19 protein-coding genes are annotated in these 20,668 nt (G+C 60.9%); 3 read left to right on the top strand and 16 right to left on the bottom strand.

The features are described 5' to 3' along the window. Positions 1–66 precede the first annotated feature (66 nt). From KL786_RS21280 to KL786_RS21225, 12 genes are all read right to left on the bottom strand, one after another. The gene (locus tag KL786_RS21280) at positions 67–2,001 is read right to left on the bottom strand and encodes a methyl-accepting chemotaxis protein (protein ID WP_215518894.1); all 1,935 of its coding nucleotides are present in this window, start codon (positions 1,999–2,001) and stop codon (positions 67–69) included. A 139-nt stretch (positions 2,002–2,140) separates the two neighbouring features. After that, positions 2,141–3,430 carry an adenylosuccinate synthase gene (locus KL786_RS21275; protein WP_215518893.1) on the bottom strand — a complete coding sequence of 430 codons (1,290 nt, stop codon included), beginning with the start codon at positions 3,428–3,430 and terminating at the stop codon, positions 2,141–2,143. A 54-nt stretch (positions 3,431–3,484) separates the two neighbouring features. Next, on the bottom strand, positions 3,485–4,672 hold the full coding sequence (locus KL786_RS21270) for an ATP phosphoribosyltransferase regulatory subunit (protein WP_032862046.1): 1,188 nt from the start codon (positions 4,670–4,672) through the stop codon (positions 3,485–3,487). Positions 4,673–4,968: 296 nt separating this feature from the next. Next, the gene (gene hflC, locus KL786_RS21265) at positions 4,969–5,835 is read right to left on the bottom strand and encodes a protease modulator HflC (protein ID WP_017849753.1); all 867 of its coding nucleotides are present in this window, start codon (positions 5,833–5,835) and stop codon (positions 4,969–4,971) included. Continuing rightward, positions 5,835–7,013: an FtsH protease activity modulator HflK gene (gene hflK, locus KL786_RS21260; RefSeq protein WP_032862048.1), complete on the bottom strand. Its 1,179-nt coding sequence runs from the start codon at positions 7,011–7,013 to the stop codon at positions 5,835–5,837. Before hflK ends, hflC begins: the two co-directional genes overlap by 1 nt. Positions 7,014–7,109: 96 nt before the next feature. Next, the gene (gene hflX / locus KL786_RS21255) at positions 7,110–8,411 is read right to left on the bottom strand and encodes a ribosome rescue GTPase HflX (protein ID WP_029299582.1); all 1,302 of its coding nucleotides are present in this window, start codon (positions 8,409–8,411) and stop codon (positions 7,110–7,112) included. A gap of 12 nt (positions 8,412–8,423) precedes the next feature. Then, complete coding sequence (gene hfq / locus KL786_RS21250; protein WP_010221594.1) at positions 8,424–8,684, bottom strand: RNA chaperone Hfq; 261 nt, start codon at positions 8,682–8,684, stop codon at positions 8,424–8,426. Positions 8,685–8,779: 95 nt separating this feature from the next. Beyond that, positions 8,780–9,751 (bottom strand): tRNA (adenosine(37)-N6)-dimethylallyltransferase MiaA, encoded by a 972-nt coding sequence (gene miaA / locus KL786_RS21245; protein ID WP_215518892.1) that lies wholly within the window; start codon positions 9,749–9,751, stop codon positions 8,780–8,782. Next, positions 9,751–11,649: a DNA mismatch repair endonuclease MutL gene (gene mutL / locus KL786_RS21240; RefSeq protein WP_175403888.1), complete on the bottom strand. Its 1,899-nt coding sequence runs from the start codon at positions 11,647–11,649 to the stop codon at positions 9,751–9,753. Before mutL ends, miaA begins: the two co-directional genes overlap by 1 nt. A gap of 14 nt (positions 11,650–11,663) precedes the next feature. Further along, positions 11,664–13,085 carry an N-acetylmuramoyl-L-alanine amidase gene (locus KL786_RS21235; RefSeq protein ID WP_032862336.1) on the bottom strand — a complete coding sequence of 474 codons (1,422 nt, stop codon included), beginning with the start codon at positions 13,083–13,085 and terminating at the stop codon, positions 11,664–11,666. Between the two features lie 17 nt (positions 13,086–13,102). Continuing rightward, positions 13,103–13,570: a tRNA (adenosine(37)-N6)-threonylcarbamoyltransferase complex ATPase subunit type 1 TsaE gene (gene tsaE / locus KL786_RS21230; RefSeq protein ID WP_215518891.1), complete on the bottom strand. Its 468-nt coding sequence runs from the start codon at positions 13,568–13,570 to the stop codon at positions 13,103–13,105. Next, positions 13,558–14,418: an NAD(P)H-hydrate dehydratase gene (locus tag KL786_RS21225; protein ID WP_215518890.1), complete on the bottom strand. Its 861-nt coding sequence runs from the start codon at positions 14,416–14,418 to the stop codon at positions 13,558–13,560. The genes tsaE and KL786_RS21225 overlap by 13 nt, the downstream gene beginning before the upstream one ends. Before the next feature lie 63 nt (positions 14,419–14,481). Here KL786_RS21225 and queG point away from each other — a divergent pair, with 63 nt between their 5' ends. Next, entirely contained in the window at positions 14,482–15,561 is a 1,080-nt protein-coding gene (queG, locus tag KL786_RS21220) for a tRNA epoxyqueuosine(34) reductase QueG (protein ID WP_215518889.1), read from the top strand. Here queG and KL786_RS21215 read toward each other — a convergent pair. Both KL786_RS21215 and orn read right to left on the bottom strand, forming a co-directional pair. Further along, positions 15,543–16,157 carry a trimeric intracellular cation channel family protein gene (locus KL786_RS21215; RefSeq protein WP_215518911.1) on the bottom strand — a complete coding sequence of 205 codons (615 nt, stop codon included), beginning with the start codon at positions 16,155–16,157 and terminating at the stop codon, positions 15,543–15,545. The genes queG and KL786_RS21215 overlap by 19 nt on opposite strands. A gap of 104 nt (positions 16,158–16,261) precedes the next feature. Further along, positions 16,262–16,804 carry an oligoribonuclease gene (gene orn / locus KL786_RS21210; protein WP_003188046.1) on the bottom strand — a complete coding sequence of 181 codons (543 nt, stop codon included), beginning with the start codon at positions 16,802–16,804 and terminating at the stop codon, positions 16,262–16,264. Positions 16,805–16,912: 108 nt separating this feature from the next. On the opposite strand from orn, the gene rsgA reads away from it, so the two are divergent. Together rsgA and KL786_RS21200 are read left to right on the top strand one after the other, a co-directional pair. Continuing rightward, entirely contained in the window at positions 16,913–17,944 is a 1,032-nt protein-coding gene (rsgA, locus tag KL786_RS21205; protein WP_032862057.1) for a small ribosomal subunit biogenesis GTPase RsgA, read from the top strand. A 232-nt stretch (positions 17,945–18,176) separates the two neighbouring features. Beyond that, entirely contained in the window at positions 18,177–18,623 is a 447-nt protein-coding gene (locus KL786_RS21200; RefSeq protein WP_314388102.1) for a type II toxin-antitoxin system PemK/MazF family toxin, read from the top strand. A gap of 63 nt (positions 18,624–18,686) precedes the next feature. Here the strand turns inward: KL786_RS21200 and motB are convergent, their stop codons facing one another. Both motB and motA read right to left on the bottom strand, forming a co-directional pair. Then, positions 18,687–19,709 carry a flagellar motor protein MotB gene (motB, locus tag KL786_RS21195; RefSeq protein WP_215518888.1) on the bottom strand — a complete coding sequence of 341 codons (1,023 nt, stop codon included), beginning with the start codon at positions 19,707–19,709 and terminating at the stop codon, positions 18,687–18,689. A gap of 3 nt (positions 19,710–19,712) precedes the next feature. Then, positions 19,713–20,564 carry a flagellar motor stator protein MotA gene (gene motA / locus KL786_RS21190; protein ID WP_032862061.1) on the bottom strand — a complete coding sequence of 284 codons (852 nt, stop codon included), beginning with the start codon at positions 20,562–20,564 and terminating at the stop codon, positions 19,713–19,715. Positions 20,565–20,668: the final 104 nt, after the last annotated feature.

Here is a 20,668-nt window from a genome sequence, read left to right as displayed (position 1 = left end):
TCCCACATTAGAACGCGATTACCTGTGGGAGCGGGCTTGCCCGCGATGAGGCCCGAGCAGCCAACCTCAGGCCCGAAACTGCCCCAGGCTGGCCTTCAACTGCGCCGCCAACCCATCCAGCACCTTGCCACTGGCGGTGGTCTCCACCACCGCCTGCGCCGCACGCTCGGCCTGGGCATGGATCACCTCGACCCGACCACGCACCGCATGCGCACCCTGGGCCTGATGCTCGGCAGCTCGGGTCGCCAGGCCAATCGCCGCATGCACCTGCTCAACCGAGGCCTGCACCGTTTGCTGCAAGCGCACGCTGTCGCGCAGTACCAGCAGCCCCTCACTGGCCTGGCGTCCGGCCTTGCCGATGGTTTCCACCGCCTCGCGCGCGCCTTGCTGCAGCGCCACGATATGCGCCTGGATATCGCCAGTGGAGCTTTGGGTTTTACTCGCCAGTGCACGTACTTCGTCCGCCACCACCGCAAAACCACGCCCGGTCTCGCCGGCACGTGCCGCTTCGATGGCCGCATTCAATGCCAGCAGGTTGGTCTGCTCAGCAATGCCGTGGATCACCGTCAGCACCACTTCAATCTGTTCACTTTGCTGGGCCAGACGCTCAATCACCTTGGAGCCGGCCTGCACCTGGCCTGCCAATGCCTCAATCAGACTGCCGACCTCGGCCGAGGTGCGGGAGTTTTCATCGGTGGCCTGGCGGATATCCACCACCTGCTGCAACGCGGCCTGCATGGCATGGCTTTCGGCCTGGGCCTCATCAGCCATTTGCGACAGCGCCCGCAGACTTTCGGCCACTTCATCGCGCTGCAAGCCCGCCGCCGCATCGGCACCAGCATTGCGCAGGGTCATCGCGCCGATTTCCACCCCGGTTCGCTGGGCCACATCGCCCGCCTCACGCACAATCGGCTGCAACTTATCCACAAAGCGATTGACCGCCGAAGCCATGGCGCCGATTTCATCCTGGCTGTTGATCTGTACGCGCTTGGTCAGATCGCCCTCACCCGCCGCCAGATCATCCATGGCCGCAATCAACAGTTTCAAGCGGTTGACCACACGCCGCCCAAGCACCACGGCAATCAGCAACAACACGCCCAGGCCAACCAGCGCCAGGCCCAGGCCAATCCGCCAGCGCAGGGCCTGCGCGGCCTCTTGTACGGCGCTGGAGGTATTGGCCGTCATTTCGGTGGCCGTGGCCTGCGCTGACTGCAAGCGAGCCCCCATGGCCGCCGCACTGTCCGCCGCCGCGCCCTTGAGGCTGTCCCCGACCAATTGACCACCACTGGCGATCAACGCGGCAAAGCGCTGGTCCAGCGCCGCCAGGTCAGCCTCCACCGCCGCGGTCGAAACCCCCATGAGGACCTTGCCGATCTCTACGCCATTGGGGCTGATGGACGCCTCAACGTAGTACACCGAAGGGTCGTTTTTCGCGGCATTCAACACTTTATCCAACGCACGATCACCCTCGCCCTTCTCCAACAGCGCTTTGTTGATCGGGTTTTCCCGGTTCAGATAACGGGTCAGATGCTGGCCAGTAGCGTCGTCATACACCACAAACAGCACATTGGGATTGCGCTGGGCGCGCCGGGCGAACTCCGACAGTGCCGGAACATCACTGTCCCACATCGCACGGGGTGCAACCGAGGCCAACAACTGCGCCATGTCATTGGCGGAGTCCTTCAGGTCTTTTTCCAGGGTCGTACGCAGTTGTTGCTGCTCCTGCTTCAACCGCGCAGAAAGCCCGGCAGTCAGGCGATCGCTGGTGCTGGTCGACAGGCTGTCGAGGCTGGAGGTCACTTCCTTGCCCGCCTGGGTCAATTCGCCCGACAGTTTCTGGCTATCCACACCCAGGCGCTTGCCCAAATCAGCTTCCAGGGCCGTGACGGTGCTCCGGGTCAGGGCGACCGCCACCAGCACTTGCACCAAAAGAGCGATACCAAGGGTAACGAACACTGGCCGCAATAGACGGCTTTGTAACAATGAGAGAACGGCAGACATCGGGAATCCCTCCACCACGGGTGCCATTAAATTGATGGCACCGCGAAAGAGAGAAACATAGCAAGGGTCGTGCCGCACACACCGCAGAAACGACAAAGGGCCCCCGAAGGGGCCCTTTGCTTTTTACATCAACAGCTTATTAAGCGAACGGGTGACGCAGAACGATGGTCTCGTTGCGGTCCGGGCCAGTCGAGATAATGTCGATTGGCGCGCCGATCAGCTCTTCCACGCGCTTGATGTAGGCACGGGCGTTGGCTGGCAGCTCTTCCAGGGTCTTGGCACCCACGGTCGATTCGGTCCAGCCCGGTACTTCTTCGTACACCGGCTGCAGGCCGACGTAGCTGTCAGCGTCAGTCGGGGCGACATCGTTACCTTCTGCATCTTTATAGCCGACGCAGATGTTGATGGTTTCGAGGCCATCGAGTACGTCCAGCTTGGTCAGGCAGATGCCCGAGATGCTGTTCACATCGATAGCGCGACGCAGGATAACGGCATCGAACCAGCCACAACGACGAGCACGGCCGGTAGTCGCGCCGAACTCGTGACCTTGTTTGGCCAGGTGCGCACCGACTTCGTCGAACAGTTCAGTCGGGAACGGACCCGAACCGACGCGAGTGGTGTAGGCCTTGGTGATGCCCAGGATGTAGTCCAGGAACATCGGGCCAACGCCCGAACCGGTCGCCACGCCACCAGCGGTGGTGTTGGAGCTGGTCACGTACGGGTAGGTGCCGTGGTCGATGTCCAGCAACGAACCCTGGGCGCCTTCGAACATGATGTCTTTGCCGGCGCGACGCAGGTCGTGCAGCTCAGCAGTCACGTCCAGCATCAGCGGCTTGAGCAGTTCAGCGTACTCTTTGCACTCAGCCAGGGTCTTGTCGAACTCAATGGCCGGCTCTTTGTAGTAACCGACCAGCATGAAGTTGTGGTAATCCACCAGTTCACGCAGCTTGTCTTCAAAGCGCGGCATGTTGAGCAAGTCGCCCACACGCAGGCCACGGCGTGCAACCTTGTCTTCGTAGGCCGGGCCGATGCCGCGACCGGTAGTACCGATCTTCAGCTCGCCACGGGCCTTTTCACGGGCCTGGTCCAGCGCCACGTGGAAGGACAGGATCAGCGGGCAGGACGGGCTGATACGCAGGCGCTCGCGCACCGGTACGCCTTTCTCTTCCAGCTTGATGATCTCGCGCAGCAGGGCGTCAGGTGCAACCACCACGCCGTTGCCGATCAGGCACTGCACGCCTTCGCGCAGGACGCCCGACGGAATCAGGTGCAAGACGGTTTTTTCGCCATCGATGACCAGGGTGTGGCCAGCGTTGTGGCCACCTTGGTAGCGCACTACGGCGGCAGCATGTTCGGTCAGCAGATCAACGATCTTGCCTTTGCCCTCATCACCCCATTGGGTGCCCAGGACTACGACATTCTTACCCATAACACTTGTCCTCATTCGCGCAAACTTGGTGCCGGCGTTGGCCGGCAGGAAAACTCAAGAAGCCAGTGGCGATACTTGCCAAAGCCCGTTCTGCTGAATCAATTGCCGGTCGCAGTCCGCTTCACGGGCGGCGGCCAATGGCTGCCCAGGCAAGGCCTGGACGACACGCTGACCCTCGCTGCGCAACTGGCAGACCTGCTGCCAGAGTGCCGCGTCCGTACTGTCTGGCATCCAGATACCGCCAGACGGTAACTCGACTTCAGCACGCCCCAGGGTCACCAGGGTTTTCAAATCGGTAGAAAAACCAGTCGCCGGACGGGCCCGACCGAAGTCGGCGCCGATATCGTCATAACGACCGCCCTGGGCGATGGCTTGGCCAACACCCGGCACAAACACCGCGAACACCACACCAGTGTGGTAGTGGTAGCCGCGCAATTCACCCAGGTCAAAATACAGCGGCAACTGCGGGAAGCGCGCCGACAGCTGCTCGGCAATCGCCAGCACGTCGTCCAGCGCCGCCAATACAGGCGCAGGCGCTTTGGCCAGGCGATCACGGGCGGCGGCCAGCACTTCACGACCACCACACAGATCCACCAGCGCACGCAGCATGCCAGCCAGATCGGCAGGCACACCTTCGGTCAGGGCGATCACTTCATCGATGGCCTTGCGTTGCAGGGCATCGAACAACTGTTGCTCCACTTCACCGGACAAACCAGCCGCACGGGCCAGGCCACGGTAGATACCGACATGTCCCAGGTCCATGTGCACATCCGGCACATCGGCCAATTGCAGCATCGCCAGCATCAGGCTGATGACTTCGACGTCGCTGCTCGGGCTCGCATCGCCGTACAACTCGGCACCCAGCTGGATCGGGCTACGGGACGACGACAAGGCGCGCGGCTGGGCATGCAGCACGCTGCCGGCGTAGCACAGGCGGCTCGGCCCTTCACGGCGCAGGGTATGCGCATCGATGCGCGCTACTTGCGGTGTGATGTCGGCGCGAAAGCCCATTTGCCGGCCCGACTGCGGGTCGATGACCTTGAAGGTGCGCAGATCCAGGTCCTGGCCCGCGCCGGTCAGCAGGGATTCCAGGTACTCGATATGGGGAGTCACGACAAACTCGTAACCCCAGCTCTGGAACAGATCCAACACCTGGCGTCGCGCGATTTCAATACGCGCAGCCTCTGGTGGCAGTACTTCTTCGATGCCATCTGGCAGCAGCCAGCGGTCTACCGTTGCCATTACGCCATTCCCCTATGACCCGGCCAGCCCTTGGGCGAGCCTTGAGTGAAGCAGAAAATACCCGGCCCCTGCATAAACCACGCGCAAGAGCGACGTGACGAATGGCCTGTAAACGGCCTCGTCGGGCACTTTCCTCGAAAAACCTGTCACGCCTGCAACGCACAACAACAATCAAACATGCAGACGCAAAAAAGCCGGGAATTTCCCGGCTGCCGCATCATACACCCGTTTTCCGAAAGGATCACCCCGCCGAGCGTTTTAGCCGCCCGACGGAGTGGAACCAGCCAGTCAGCGGGTTACTTGGACTTTTCCAGGTAGCGGAAGAAATCGCTACTTGGGTCCAGCACCATGACGTCGGTTTTGTTCGCAAAGCTTTCACGGTAGGCACGCAGGCTACGGTAGAACGCGTAGAACTCCTGGTCCTGGCCATAAGCCTTGGCGTAGATCGATGCGGCTTGAGCATCACCGTCACCGCGAGCCTCTTCAGACTCACGATAGGCTTCTGCCAACAGTACGCGACGCTGACGGTCGGCATCCGCACGGATACCTTCAGCCAGTTCGTTACCCTTGGCGCGGTGCTCACGAGCCTCACGCTCACGCTCGGTGCTCATCCGCTCGAACACGCTGCGGTTCACTTCCTTGGGCAGGTCAATGGCCTTGACCCGAACATCGACTACTTCGATGCCCAGCTCTTTTTCCGCCATGGTGTTCAACGAACGCGTGATGTCAGCCATCAGCGCATCACGTTCACCCGATACCACCTCATGCAGGGTGCGTTTACCAAACTGGTCACGCAGGCCCGATTCCAGACGACGGGACAAACGCTCGTCGGCAATCTGCTTGAGGCCGGAAGTTGCGGTGTAGAAGCGCTCGGCATCCTTGACGCGCCACTTGGCGTAGGCATCAACCATCACGGCTTTCTTTTCCAGGGTCAGGAAACGCTGTGTCGGTGCATCCAGGGTCATCAGGCGGGCGTCGAACTTGCGCACCTGGTTGACGTAGGGGACCTTCACATGCAGACCTGGCTGGACATCCGCCTGGACCACGCGACCGAATTGCAGCAACACCGCACGCTCGGTCTGAGCCACGATGTAGAAGCAGTTCCAGGCAGCGATGACCACGACGACACCCACAATCAGGGCGGTCAGCGATTTATTGCTCATCAACGACTCTCCCTGGAACGTGTTTGCTGTTGCTGCAAGTCAGCGGCCGCACGGGCGCTCGCTTCGTTGGCAGCGGCAGTCGAACTGGCGGAAGACGAAGTACTGCCGGCACTACGACCACCTTCGATCATCTTGTCCAGCGGCAGGTACAGCAGGTTGTTCTGCCCACCCTTGTTGCCGGTCACGAGAACCTTGCTGGTGTTGCTGAAGACTTCCTGCATGGTGTCCAGGTACAGACGCTCACGGGTGACTTCCGGTGCCTTGCGGTACTCGGCCACCAGCTTGGTGAAGCGGTCAGCCTCACCCTTGGCGCGGGACACGACTTCGTCGCGGTAACCGTTGGCATCTTCGATGATGCGCTGGGCCTGACCACGGGCTTCCGGCACGACGCCGTTGGCGTAGGTTTCAGCCTGGTTGCGCGAACGCTGCTCGTCTTCACGGGCACGGATCACGTCATCGAAGGCTTCCTGCACTTCACGCGGTGCCGCTGCGCTCTGTACGTTGACCTGGGTAACGGTGATACCGGTGCGATAGGTATCGAGGAACCGTTGCAGGCGCTCCTTGATCTCGCTGGCCATCAATTCACGACCTTCGGTCAGCACCTGGTCCATCGCAGTGGAGCCCACGACGTGGCGCAGGGCGCTTTCGGTCGCGTGCTGCAAACTGATTTCCGGCTGATCGACGTTAAGCACGAAGTCCTGCAGGTTGCTGATCTTGTACTGCACGGTCAGCGGCACTTCGACGATGTTCTCGTCTTCGGTCAGCATCTGGCCCTGCTTGGTGTAGGCACGCTCACGCGTGACGTTCTCCATGTACTTCTTGTCGATCGGCGGGAAGTAGATATTCAGGCCGGGGCCGACAGTCTCGTAGTACTTGCCGAAGCGCAGCACCACGGCCTGCTCCTGCTCGTCGACTACATAGACCGCGCTGTACAGCCAGACAGCCGCCAGCGCCACGAGGCCGAGGCCAAGCAGGCCGTAGCCGCCGCCCTTGCTCGTGCGACCGCCGTCGTCACCACCACGTTTTTTTCCACCACCGAACAACCCATTCAGGCTTTCCTGCAGCTTTCGGAAGGCCTCGTCGAGATCTGGTGGCCCCTTGCGGTCGCCATTATTGCGGCGTTTACCACCCCAAGGATCCTGATTATTCGAGTTGCCACCCGGCTCATTCCAAGCCATAGCGCTCTCCATCTGATAAAGCAAAGACGCACCCACGGCGCGCCGACCAATGCTACAGAATGCCTGCCACAGCGGCACAACCGCTTTCTCAGGCTTTTATTGCAAAGTGTGTTGTTCGAGGAACTCTGTCGGCACAACACCCTCACGGCTCACCAGCCGATTGAGCTCCGAACGAGGCAAACGAACAGCCAGCAGGCTGACACCTTCTTCGTCGTGTTCTTCTTTCTGTACGGCGCCCAACTCAAAAAACTGAGCACGCAGTCGAGCAAAACGCTGCGGCAAGCGCAAGGTGCCGACAAACAAATCGCCGCCCAGCAACTCGGCAATCGCCTGTTCGAGCAGTTCCAGACCGCTACCGTCCCGCGCCGAGAGCCAGACCCGCTGGGGCCTGCCGTTTTCGTCGCGCTGGATTTGCGGCTCTACACCCTCAAGCAAATCGAGTTTGTTATAGACCTCAAGGATCGGCAAGTCCTGGGCGCCAATCTCGCCCAGTACCACCATGACCTGTTCGATCTGCAACATCCGGTCAGGCTCGGCCGCATCGATGACGTGCAGCAGCAGGTCGGAGTTGCTCGACTCTTCGAGCGTAGACCGAAACGCCTCGACCAGCTTGTGGGGCAAGTGGCGAATGAAGCCCACGGTGTCGGCCAGCACAATCGGCCCCAGGTCGTCGAGTTCCAGACGGCGCAAGGTCGGGTCGAGGGTGGCGAACAGTTGATCGGCCGCGTACACGTCCGATTTGGTCACGTTGTTGAACAGCGTGGATTTGCCGGCGTTGGTATAGCCCACCAGGGACACGGTAGGGATATCCGCACGCGTACGACCACGGCGCGATTGCTCGCGTTGGCTGCGTACCTTTTCCAGGCGGCCCTTGATCTGGCGCAGGCGAACCCGCAGCAGGCGTCGGTCGGTCTCAAGCTGGGTTTCACCCGGGCCACGCATGCCGATACCGCCACCCTGACGTTCAAGGTGAGTCCAGCCGCGAACCAGGCGGGTGCTCATGTGGTCAAGCTGGGCCAGTTCAACCTGGAGCTTGCCTTCATGGGTACGGGCGCGCTGGGCGAAAATATCGAGAATCAGACCGGTGCGGTCAATCACGCGACACTCGAAAACACGTTCGAGGTTACGTTCCTGACTGGGCGTGAGGATGTGATTGAAGATCACCAGATCGGCTTCTTCGGCATGGACCAGGTCGCGTAGCTCTTCGACCTTGCCGCTGCCAATCAGAAATTTGGCGGTTGGCCGATGACGCGGCACGTTAAAAAACGCGACGGTCTCGGCGCCGGCCGAATTTGCCAGCTCCTGAAACTCCTGCGGATCTTCGCGCGCCTCAGGGTCCTGTCCATCCAAGTGAACGAGGATCACTCGCTCACCACCACCGTGGCGCTCAAAGAACAAAGGAGACTCCTATCAGGCGTTACCTGGCTCAGCGTCACCCTGTTCGGATTCGGTTGCGCTAGGCAGACGAATTGGACGAACCGGCACTACTGTCGAGATAGCGTGCTTGTAGACCATCTGGCTGACGGTGTTTTTCAGCAGGATAACGAACTGGTCGAAAGACTCGATCGTACCTTGCAGCTTGATGCCGTTGACCAGATAGATGGAAACCCCAACTTTCTCTTTACGTAAAGTATTCAAGTAAGGGTCTTGTAGCGAATGCCCTTTTGACATGTGCCGCACTCCTTTAAGGATCAATAATAAAAAATCGGAAAAATAGATAGTTTGTGACCGTCACACCCCCAAGGATAGACGGCAATTGCAAGGACTCAGCTCAATATGGAGACCGTTCCCAAGTATTTCAAGGCGCGTGACAGATTGTCGCAATCCAGACTGTCCAGCCAATGCAAGTCAGTCCAGCTGCGCAGCCAAGTGAACTGGCGCTTTGCCAATTGGCGCGTGGCAATAATGCCGCGCTCCTGCATTTCGGCTGACGTCAGCTTGCCATCCAGGTGATCCCAGACTTGGCGGTAGCCTACAGCACGTATCGAAGGCAATCCCGGATGCAGATCACCTCTTGAACGCAGTGCTACGACCTCGTCCACGAACCCCTGTTCCAACATAATTGTGAATCTTTGTGCAATTCGCTCATGTAGCACCTGTCGATTCGCCGGAGCGATAGCCAGATTTGCGACAGTATAGGGCAATTGTCCCGGTCCAGAGGTGCCTGCGTCAGTACTTTGCGCAGATTGTCTGAGGCGGTGGGCTGTCATGGTCTGGCCACTCACGCGCCAGACTTCCAGGGCCCGGCTCAGGCGTTGGGGGTCATTGGGGTGAATGCGCGCGGCAGACACCGGGTCAATCGCCGCCAATTGCTCGTGCAGGGCTTGCCAGCCAAGGCGCGCAGCCTCTTCTTCGATTTCGGCGCGCACCTGCGGATCGGCGGGCGGCATGTCTGCCAGGCCTTCCTGCAGCGCCTTGTAATAGAGCATCGTGCCGCCCACCAGCAGCGGGATATTGCCCCGCGCGGTGATTTGCGCCATGGCGGCAAGGGCATCGCTGCGAAAATCCGCCGCCGAGTAGCTTTGCGACGGATCGATAATGTCGATCAGACGATGGGGATGGGCGGCCAACAGCTCTTTGGACGGTTTGGCGGTGCCGATGTCCATGTCCCGGTAAACCAGGGCCGAATCGACGCTGATCAACTCGCAGGGCAGGACCTTGGTCAGCTCGATAGCCAGGTCGGTCTTGCCGGCGGCCGTCGGGCCCATCAGGAAGATGGCAGGAGGTAGAGAGCTCATCAGCGGCCGCGCAAGAACAGTTTGTCCAGATCGTCCAGGCCCATTTGGGTCCAGGTCGGTCGGCCGTGGTTGCATTGGCCGCTGCGCTCGGTGTTTTCCATGTCCCGCAGCAGGCCGTTCATTTCCGGCAGGGCCAGGCGCCGGTTGGCGCGGATCGCACCGTGGCAGGCCATGGTGCCGAGCAATTCGTTGATATGCGCCTGGATCCGGTCACTGGTGCCGTATTCCATCAGGTCCGCCAGCACGTCCGCCACCAGCCGATTGGCTTCGGCCTGCTTGAGCAAAGCCGGGATCTGGCGGATAGCCAGGGTTTCCGGCCCCAGGCGCTGCAATTCAAAGCCCAGTTTCTGGAACACCGCCAGATGCTCTTCAGCGCAATCGGCTTCACGCTGGCTGACCGCCAGGGACTCCGGCACCAGCAACGGCTGGCCGCTCAGGCCTTCGCTGGCCATGGCGATCTTCAGGCGCTCGTACATGATTCGCTCATGGGCCGCGTGCATGTCCACCAGCACCAGGCCGTGGGCGTTTTCCGCGAGGATATAGATGCCCTTGAGCTGGGCCAGGGCATAACCCAGGGGCGGGATATCACCGCCACCTTCGGGTAAAGCCACTGCGCCCGGCTCGGCACCGGGCAGCGGCGCAAAGAACTCGCGATAGGCCGCCTGGGCCTCGGCCACCGGCACCGCCGATTGTGGGCGCGGGGTGTACTGATATTGATAGCCCGCACCCGCGCCAGAACCCGGCGCAGGGTAACTTGGCTGGGCTTGCGGCGATTGCAGCAGGTTGGCTGCCAGGCTCATTTCGCCCTGGGGCCCGAATTCACCGGCCTCTGGCCCCGTCGGGCGGACGACGGCCGTGACAATCGGCGCGCCCAACTGATCATCCGGGCGCACGTCGCCCAACGCACGGTGCAGGGTGCCGTAGAGGAAGTCATGAACCATGCGCCCATCACGGAAGCGCACTTCATGCTTGGTCGGGTGCACGTTGACGTCGACTACCGCCGGGTCCACTTCAAAAAACAGCACGAAGGTCGGATGGCGGCCATTGAACAGCACGTCGCGATACGCCTGGCGTACCGCATGGGCCACCAGTTTGTCGCGTACCGCCCGGCCATTCACAAAGAAATACTGCAAGTCCGCCTGGCTGCGGGAGAACGTTGGCAAGCCGACCCAACCCCACAAATGCAGGCCATTGCGCTCGATTTCAATCGGCAGCGCCTGCTCCAGGAAGCCCGCGCCGCAGATCGCCGATACGCGTCGGGCGCGGGCAGCATCGTCGTTGGCCTCGTGCAGGCTGAGGATGGTCTTGCCGTTGTGGCGCAAATGGAAGGCCACGTCGAAACGGGCCAGGGCCAGGCGCTTGATGACTTCTTGCAGGTGATCGAATTCGGTTTTTTCGGCCTTGAGGAACTTGCGCCGAGCCGGAGTATTGAAGAACAGGTCACGCACTTCCACCGAGGTGCCCACCGGATGAGCCGCCGGCTGGACCCGCGGCGCCATGTCGCGACCTTCGGTCTCTACTTGCCAGGCCTGTTCGGCGCCACGGGTGCGGGACGTCAGGGTCAGGCGGGCCACGGAGCTGATCGACGCCAGGGCCTCACCCCGGAAACCCAGGCTCATCACCCGCTCAAGGTCTTCCAAGTCACGGATCTTGCTGGTGGCATGTCGTGCCAAGGCCAGCGGCAGGTCATCGGAGGAAATCCCACTGCCGTCGTCGCGCACCCGCAGCAGCTTGACCCCGCCCTGCTCGACATCCACGTCAATGCGCTTGGCGCCGGAGTCGAGGCTGTTTTCCAGCAGCTCCTTGATCACCGAAGCCGGGCGCTCGACTACCTCGCCCGCCGCGATCTGGTTGGCCAGTCGCGGGCTGAGCAGTTCGATGCGCGAGGCGCTGTTCAATACCGATTCACTCATTACTGGGCTGCCAATTCAGTGCCGGGGATGGTCAACACCTGGCCGACTTTCAATTCGTCGGTTTTCAGGCTGTTGGCGCTGCGCAGCGTGGCGGCCGACACCTGGAAGCGTACGGCCAGCATGGCCAGTGTGTCGCCGGGCTGCACCCGGTGGTCACGCGGGCCCTGGGCAATTTTCCCGGAGTCGCGCAGCCAGGCGATATAGGTGCCCGGTGGCGGATTCTGCTGGAAGAACTGACGCACGCCAGAGCTGATGGAACGCGCCAGGGCCTGCTGGTGGCTGGCACTGGCCAGCTTGTTGGCTTCGTTGGCGTTGGAAATAAAGCCGGTTTCCACCAGGATCGACGGGATATCCGGCGACTTGAGCACCATAAAGCCGGCCTGTTCCACGCGCTGCTTGTGCAACGGCGTGACCCGGCCCATGTTGCTCAGGACTTTCTGCCCGACGTTCAGGCTGGAGGTCAACGAGGCGGTCATCGACAAGTCCAGCAGCACACCGGCGAGCATGCGGTCCTTGTCATCCAGGGACACGTTGCCCGCGCCACCGATCAAGTCGGAACGGTTTTCACTGTCTGCCAGCCAGCGGGCGGTCTCGGACGTGGCGCCGCGATCCGACAGGGCAAATACCGAGGCACCAAAGGCGGCCTTCGACGGTGCGGCGTCAGCGTGGATCGAAACGAACAGGTCGGCGCCCTTCTTGCGAGCGATTTCGGTACGTCCACGCAATGGAATGAAGTAGTCACCGGTACGGGTCAATTCGGCGCGATAGCCTTTCATCCCGTTGATCTGGCGCTGCAATTCACGAGCGATGGCCAGGACCACGTCCTTTTCATGCTGACCACGGGAGCCAGAGGCACCCGGGTCTTCGCCGCCGTGGCCGGCATCGATCACCACAATAATATCGCGCTTGCCGGCAGGCGCAGGCGGCAGCGGTGGCAACTTGACCTGGGGTTGCGCCGGGTTGACTGGCACGGCAGGGGTCGTGGCGACAGCCGGTGTCGGCGCCGGGGCTGGCGCGGCGTCGGCCGGGTTGTCAAACAGGTCGACCACCAGGCGGTTGCCATACTGGGCGTTCGGCGCAAGGGAAAAGCTCTTGGGCGTGACGACCTTCTTCAGGTCGATGACCACCCGCAGGTCGGTCGGCGTACGCTGGGCCGAGCGCATCGCGGTAATCGGCGTATTGGCAGTGGAGACCTTCAAGGGCGCCGCCAGGGTCGCACCGTTGATGTCGATCACCAGGCGATCGGGCGCCGTCAGGGTAAAGACACTGTGCTGGACCGGGCCAGACAGGTCGAACACCAGTCGCGTGTTATCCGGCGCTCGCCACAGGCGCACACTTTTTACCTGTGAAGCGGCCAGAGCATTGACAGTCATTGCCGCAAGCAACACCCCCACGACAGCAACCAACGCGCGAAAGCGCATACCTAACCCACCCATTATTAGAATTCCAAAGCCAAAGCGGCGCACCAGGACTCACTGCGCGCGCTCTGGGACAACAATTTCAACTGACGTCCATGGTTATGCGGGGTAATGGTAATGGTCAGGTCGGGCTTTGGCAAAAAGCCTGTGCCCTTGTCCGGCCACTCGATCAGACATAAAGCGTCGCCATCGAAATAATCGCGGATGCCCATGTACTCCAGTTCCTCCGGATCCACCAGGCGATACAGGTCAAAATGGAACGCCCGCACGTCACCAATCTCGTAAGGTTCTACCAACGTAAACGTCGGACTTTTCACTGCACCGGTATAGCCGAGCCCACGAATAATGCCGCGCGACAGCGTGGTTTTACCGGCACCCAGGTCGCCGTGCAAAAAGATCAGGCCCGTGCCGCGAGTCACCTCGGCAATACGTTTGCCAAAAGCCACCATGGCCTCTTCATCCGCCATAAACAGTGTTACTTCAGACACGGTGACTGCTCCTCCAACAACTGACGAATGACCGAAATCAGGTCGCTGGCCGCCAGGCCACGACCAAAGCTGCCCTGGCGATCACCCGCCGTGGCGTGCAGCCACACCGCCAGGCTGGCCGCTTCAAACGCCGACATGCCCTGGGCCAGCAACGCGCCGATCAGGCCGGCAAGCACATCGCCTAGACCCGCCGAGGCCATTGCCGGATGCCCCTGATCACAACGCGACACCCGCCCATCCGGGCTGGCGATCAGGCTGCCCGCGCCCTTGAGCACGGTGACCGCATTGAATTTCTGGCTCAGCGCGCGCGCCACCTTAAGCCGGTCGGCCTGAACCTCGGCTGTCGAGATGCCCATCAGCCGCGCCGCCTCGCCCGGATGGGGGGTGATCACGCAATCGGCTGGCAGGTCTACATGGCCTGCGGCCAGCAGGTTCAGTGCATCAGCATCCCAGACCTGGGGTTGCCGGGCATTGGCAGCCACCGACAGCAGGCTTTTGCCCCAGGCCATGTCGCCCAACCCAGGGCCGATAACGATCACCGAGACTTTTTCCAGCAAGCCCATCAACTGATTGGCTGAGTGCACGCCACGCGCCATGACTTCCGGCAAGCGGGCCAAGGCCGCTGGAATATGTTCACTGCGAGTCGCCAGGGACACCAGGCCAGCACCGCTGCGCAGCGCGCTTTCAGCAGCAAGCAGGGCCGCACCGCCCAAACCCTGGTCGCCGCCAATCACCAGGACATGGCCGAACTGGCCCTTGTGGGCGTCCGGGGAACGGCCAGCCAGTTGCGGCAAATGGCCAGGCAACAGGGGCTGAACGTCGGTTATTTCGTGTTTTGTCTGCGGCATACGTCTTCAAGCTCCGATGTCTGGCAGAATTATACGCATCTAACCTGCGGTTTCTCTCGTCTCATGCCTGCTATTACCACCGATCTGCCCGCCCTCGCCCAATCGATCAAAGACTGGGGCCGCGAACTGGGCTTCCAACAAGTCGGCATCAGCGGCCTGGACCTGGCCGAGCATGAGCAGCACCTGCAACGCTGGCTCGACGCGGGCTATCACGGCGAGATGGACTACATGGGCGCCCACGGCAGCAAGCGCTCGCACCCCGACGAACTGGTACCCGGCACCTTGCGCGTGGTCTCGCTGCGCATGGATTACCTGCCCGGCGACACGCAAATGGCGCAATTGCTGGCCCAACCCGAAAAAGCCTACATCTCCCGCTACGCCCTGGGCCGCGACTACCACAAGCTGATCCGCAAGCGCGTGCAACAACTGGCCGACCGCATCCAGGCGCAGATTGGCCCGTTTGGCTTTCGCGCCTTTGTCGACAGTGCCCCGGTGCTGGAAAAGGCCATCGCTGAACAGGCCGGCCTGGGCTGGATCGGCAAAAACACCCTGGTCCTCAACCGCAAGGCAGGCAGTTACTTCTTTCTCAGCGAGCTGTTTGTCGACCTGCCACTGCCCGTCGACCTGCCCCACAGCACCGAACACTGCGGGCGCTGCACCGCCTGCCTGGATATCTGCCCGACCAATGCGTTCGTCGGGCCTTATGTGCTGGACGCCCGGCGCTGTATTTCCTACCTGACCATTGAACTCAAGAGCGCGATCCCCGAAGACCTGCGGCCGTTGATTGGCAACCGCGTGTTTGGCTGCGATGACTGTCAGATCGTTTGCCCGTGGAATCGTTTCGCGCGACCTTCAGGAGAAAGCGATTTCAAGCCGCGCCACAACCTGGATAACGCCGAGCTGGCCGAATTATTTATGTGGGATGAGGATAAATTCCTCAGCAGCACCGAAGGCTCGCCCCTGCGCCGTGCCGGTTATGAGCGCTGGCTGCGCAACCTGGCGGTCGGCCTGGGCAATGCGCCCTCCAGCATTCCAGTGCTGGAAGCCTTGAAGGCCCGCCGGGATTACCCTTCGGAGCTGGTTCGCGAACATGTGGAGTGGGCGCTGAACCAGCACGCAACGCGTCAGTGTTCGTCGTTGTAGACGAACTTGGGCATTTCCCAGTGAAAGCGGATCGCCAGCAGGCGCAATAGAAAACCGCTGAACAGGGTGAGCAGGATCGCTTGCTCACCGGGCAATTCCAGGTAGATGCACAGCATGTAGCACCAGGCAGCCAGGAACGACACGCTGGCATACAACTCGCGACGGAAGATCAGCGGAATATCGTTACAGAAGATATCCCGCAGGATTCCACCGAACACACCAGTAATCACCCCACTGACCGAAGCCACCAGCATGCCGTGGCCCATTTCCAGGGCCGTCATGCAGCCGATCAGGGTAAACGCCACCAGGCCCACGGCGTCCAGCGCCAGGAACAACGAACGCAGATGGCGCATCAGCGGGGCGATAAAGATCGTGACCAACGCTGCAACCGAGGTCAGCACCAGGTATTCCGGGTGTTTGACCCAGGTCAGCGGGTAGTGGCCGAGCAGCACATCACGCACCGAGCCGCCGCCAAGGGCTGTGACGCACGCGATCAGCACCACGCCAAACCAGTCCATGCCACGACGGCCGGCCGACAAGGCACCGGTCATGGCTTCAGCGGTGATGGCGATGAGGTAGAGCATCAACAGCATGATGGCGATCCTTGCAATGAGGCGCGCAGTCTAATCATTTGGCGGAGGCACCAAAAGGGGGCGCGCGGCGAAAGACCCCGTCGCACCCAATCGCGAACACCATAGAATCAAGCCTTGATGAAATGCTTGCGGTAATGCTGCAACTCGGCAATCGACTCACGAATATCGTCCAGGGCCAGGTGGGTGCTGCCCTTGTGGAAGCTGTCCTTGACCTCCGGCGCCCAGCGCGCGGCCAGTTCTTTCAAGGTCGATACGTCCAGGTTGCGATAATGGAAATAGCTCTCCAACCCCTTCATATGGGTATAAAGGAAGCGCCGGTCCTGGCAGATGCTGTTGCCGCAGATCGGCGACTTGCCCTTGGGCACCCATTTTTCCAGGAAGGCAATGGTCTGGGCTTCAGCCTCGGCCATGCTGATACGGCTATCGCGCACGCGCTGGGTCAAACCCGAGTTGCCGTGGGTGCGGGTGTTCCACTCGTCCATGGTGGCCAGCACCGCATCGCTATGGTGGATGGCGATCACCGGACCTTCGGCCAAGGTGTTGAGGTTGCTGTCGGTGACGATGGTCGCCATCTCGATGATGACGTCGGTGTCAGGGTTCAGACCGGTCATTTCCAGATCGATCCAAATCAGGTTCTGTGGGTTTTGCATGTCGTGGTTCCTTGGCACCTTGGCGTAGCTGCGCAGTTTAGCAGGCGGCGGCGTGCTAGACTCGCGACCGTTTTACCCAACCTTTTGCATTATCGACACGGAACACCAATGGCCAAACGCCAGCTCAACCGTCGCCAAAACTGGCGCATCGAAAAGATCCAGGGTGAACGCGCTGCCCGCGCCGCCAAACGCGAATCCTCTGCCGTGGAAGCGCTGGAGGGTGGCGACCTGGGCCCCGAGCAAACGGGCCTGGTGATCGCGCACTTTGGCGTGCAGGTCGAAGTCGAGGCGTTGGAAGGCGAACTGGCGGGCCAGGTTTTCCGCTGCCACTTGCGCGCCAACCTGCCGGCACTGGTAACCGGCGATAAAGTCGTCTGGCGTGCCGGCAACCAGGGCATCGGGGTGATCGTCGCGCAGCTGCCGCGCACCACCGAACTGCGTCGCCCGGACAGTCGCGGCCAACTCAAGCCGGTGGCGGCCAACGTCGACATGATTGTCATCGTCTTCGCCCCGCTGCCCGAGCCGCACGCCAACCTGATCGACCGCTATCTGGTGGCGGCCGAACACGCCGGCATCCGCCCGCTGCTGCTATTGAATAAATTCGACCTGATCGACGAACAGAACGCGCCAGCGCTCAATGCATTGCTCGCGGTTTATCGGCAGTTGGGTTACCCGGTGCTGGAAGTCTCGGCGCACCATGGCAATGGTATGGAACAACTGCAACAACAGTTGGATGGGCGCATCAGCGTGTTCGTCGGCCAGTCGGGCGTGGGCAAGTCGTCGCTGGTCAACAGCCTGCTGCCGGAAGTCGAAACCCGCGTCGGCCCGCTGTCGGAACTGTCCGGCCAGGGCACGCACACCACCACCACCGCCCGCCTGTTTCACTTCCCGGGTGGCGGCGAGTTGATCGACTCACCAGGCATCCGTGAGTTCGGCCTGGGTCACGTCAGCCGCAGCGACGTGGAAGCCGGCTTCATCGAGTTCAACGACTTGATCGGCACCTGCCGCTTCCGCGACTGCAAGCACGACCGCGAGCCGGGCTGCGCCTTGCTCAAGGCACTGGAAGACGGACGCGTGCAGCAGCAGCGGATGAACAGCTATCGCTCGATCATCGCCAGCTTGCCGGAGAGCAGCTATTGAACAGCCATGCCTTGATACATATAAATTGCGCCCTAAGACCCGCTATTCCATTGATTTAATGAGGGTTGGCATCAAGACTTCAGAGCAACTGGGTGGCTCATCATGCAAGCCCGCTTGAATTCGAAATTCCTGATGCCCATAATCGCTCCGTCACCGGCACAAGCCGGCAGGAGTCTGGATCCTTTGCGAAGTTGATCCAGCGGCGCAGAAGGGGCGAAGCAAGCTCCACTGCGTGTCGAATGAAGCCGCCTTCGGGCGGCTTTGCTTTTTGCAGGACATTCGATTGACTCTCTACTATCACCCCAAACAAGGCGACGTTCTTCTCTGCGACTTCACACGTGGCTTTGTCGCCCCTGAAATGCTGAAGATCCGTAAAGTCGTGGTGATATCCCCTACCGCCACTCACAATCGCAAACTCTGCACAGTGGTGCCGATCTCTTCAACAGCCCCCGAGATCCAGCATGATTGGCACCATCTGCTACGCACCAACCCGCTTCAATCAGATGGCTACAAGGAGCTTTGGGTGAAATGCGACATGATTTATACCGTGAGCTTCGAGCGCCTCGACAAACTCCACAGGAAAACCCGATCAAAGGGGCGAGAGTACTTCGTACCGCGCCTGCATACCGATGACATGCAAGGCGTGATCGGTGGCGTCAAAGCCTACCTCCCGCTCTGACCAGAAATGAAAACGCCCCGATTGATCGGGGCGTTTTCATTGAGGTGATATGTCATGACCCGCTTAGGAGCCCGGCGTAGGCAGCGTAGGCTCCTTCACCCCACCCTCATCAAACAGGTTGAGCTTTTGCCGCAACTCATGGGCCGGCAATGGCTCCTGATCTGGCGGCAAGGCGTTCGGGTCCACCGGCACTTCGCCCGGCGCGCCCTCGCCCTGGGTCGGCACTGGCGGCGTTGGCACCTGGTCACCTTCAATCGCACGCTGGGCCTTCTTGGTCAGCACCACAATATCAATGCGCCGGTTGACCGGGTTGAACGGGTCCTGGACATCAAACAGCTGCGATGAAGCAAAGCCCACTACGCGCGCTACTTGTGGATCCGGATAACTGCCGGCCACCAGGGCGCGGCGCGCAGCGTTGGCGCGGTTGGCGGAAAGCTCCCAGTTTCCAAAGTCGCCCTGGCCCGAATAAGGCTTGGCATCGGTATGGCCGCTGACGCTGATCTTGTTCGGCACCGCCTTGATGGTGTCGGCCATGGCCAGCAGGATGTCTTCGAAATAGGGCTTCAGACGTGCGCTGCCCGAGTCGAACATCGGTCGGTTGGCGGCATCCATGATCTGGATGCGTAGGCCATCCGGAGTGATCTGGAAGTGGATCTGGTCCTTGAATTTTTGCAGTTGCGGATTCTCATCCACCTTGTTCTGCAACTCTTGCAGCAGCAACTCCAGGCGTTCCTGCTCGACCTGCTCGGCCATGCTTTCGACGGTCTGGCGCTCGATCGGGATGTTTTCCTGGGGCGCTTCGGTCTGCACCTCCGGGTTGATGGTCCGTTCGGGGGCCAGTTCTGGGGAGCCACCCAGGTCGATCACAAACGGCGTGCCGCTCTCGGAGAAACCGATGGGGTCCTTGAAGTAGCCGGCAATGGCGATTTTCTGTTCCGGGGTTGCGGTGGACATCAGCCACAGCACCAGGAAGAACGCCATCATCGCTGTCGCAAAGTCGGCGAACGCAATTTTCCAGGCGCCGCCGTGGTGCCCGGCAGCGAAGCGCTTGACGCGCTTGATGATGATTGGCTGGTTGTTTTCCATGACTTAGCGACCGCGAACTGCTTGTTCCAGCTCGGCAAAGCTTGGACGGTGCTTCGGATACAACACCTTGCGCCCGAATTCCACCGCCAGGGATGGCGGCATGCCCGAGGCGGAGGCCACCAGGGAGGCCTTGATCGCTTCGTAGATGTTCAACTCTTCCTTGGCATCGTGGGCCAGGGAGGTGGCCAACGGGCCAAAGAAACCGTATGCGGCGAGAATACCGAAGAAGGTACCCACCAACGCGGCACCAACGTGCATGCCGATCGCAGCCTGGTCGCCTTCGCCCAGGGATGCCATGGTCACCACGATGCCGAGTACTGCCGCGACGATACCAAAGCCGGGCATGCCGTCGGCGATGCCGGTCACCGCGTGGGAGGGGTGTTCGAGTTCTTCCTTGAGGCTGAACAGCTCCATGTCGAACAAGCCTTCGAGCTCGTGCGGGGCCATGTTGCCGGAGGACATGATGCGCAGGTAGTCACAGACGTACGCCGTCATGCGGTCGTCCTTGAGCACGGCCGGGTACTTGGCGAAGATCGGGCTCGCCGCAGCGTCCTCGATATCAGCCTCGATGGCCATCATGCCTTCGCGGCGGCTCTTGTTGAGGATCTCGTAGACCAGGCCCAACACCTCCAGATAAAAGGTGTGGGAGAAACGTGAGCCGAACATGCCCAGCGATTTCTTGATCACGTGCATGGTCATATAGCTTGGGTTAGCCTGCAGGAAAGCGCCAAACGCCGCACCGCCGATGATCAGCACTTCGAAGGGCTGGATCAGCGCAGCAATTTTACCGTGGGACAGAACATATCCGCCGAGCACGCTTGCGATGACGACGATGATGCCGATAATTTTAGCCATAGGGGATGAGTACTTGCGCCGTCGGGTTCATGGACATATTCGGAAGATCTAAAAACTCTTCTTCTACTTATCGGCAAATCTGCGCCAGACTATAGCCCGTTAAG

Source organism: Pseudomonas sp. TAE6080 (assembly GCF_018732265.1).
In the GTDB taxonomy this organism is placed as follows: domain Bacteria; phylum Pseudomonadota; class Gammaproteobacteria; order Pseudomonadales; family Pseudomonadaceae; genus Aquipseudomonas; species Aquipseudomonas brenneri.
This window is presented reverse-complemented; position numbering and strand designations above follow the sequence as displayed.

Coding starts and splice junctions, on each gene's coding strand:
- KL786_RS21280 (WP_215518894.1), bottom strand. CDS start 2,001: ATGTCTGCCGTTCTCTCATTGTTACAAAGCCGTCTATTGCGGCCAGTG.
- KL786_RS21275 (WP_215518893.1), bottom strand. CDS start 3,430: ATGGGTAAGAATGTCGTAGTCCTGGGCACCCAATGGGGTGATGAGGGC.
- KL786_RS21270 (WP_032862046.1), bottom strand. CDS start 4,672: ATGGCAACGGTAGACCGCTGGCTGCTGCCAGATGGCATCGAAGAAGTA.
- hflC (WP_017849753.1), bottom strand. CDS start 5,835: ATGAGCAATAAATCGCTGACCGCCCTGATTGTGGGTGTCGTCGTGGTC.
- hflK (WP_032862048.1), bottom strand. CDS start 7,013: ATGGCTTGGAATGAGCCGGGTGGCAACTCGAATAATCAGGATCCTTGG.
- hfq (WP_010221594.1), bottom strand. CDS start 8,684: ATGTCAAAAGGGCATTCGCTACAAGACCCTTACTTGAATACTTTACGT.
- miaA (WP_215518892.1), bottom strand. CDS start 9,751: ATGAGCTCTCTACCTCCTGCCATCTTCCTGATGGGCCCGACGGCCGCC.
- KL786_RS21235 (WP_032862336.1), bottom strand. CDS start 13,085: ATGCGCTTTCGCGCGTTGGTTGCTGTCGTGGGGGTGTTGCTTGCGGCA.
- KL786_RS21225 (WP_215518890.1), bottom strand. CDS start 14,418: ATGCCGCAGACAAAACACGAAATAACCGACGTTCAGCCCCTGTTGCCT.
- queG (WP_215518889.1), top strand. CDS start 14,482: ATGCCTGCTATTACCACCGATCTGCCCGCCCTCGCCCAATCGATCAAA.
- orn (WP_003188046.1), bottom strand. CDS start 16,804: ATGCAAAACCCACAGAACCTGATTTGGATCGATCTGGAAATGACCGGT.
- rsgA (WP_032862057.1), top strand. CDS start 16,913: ATGGCCAAACGCCAGCTCAACCGTCGCCAAAACTGGCGCATCGAAAAG.
- motB (WP_215518888.1), bottom strand. CDS start 19,709: ATGGAAAACAACCAGCCAATCATCATCAAGCGCGTCAAGCGCTTCGCT.
- motA (WP_032862061.1), bottom strand. CDS start 20,564: ATGGCTAAAATTATCGGCATCATCGTCGTCATCGCAAGCGTGCTCGGC.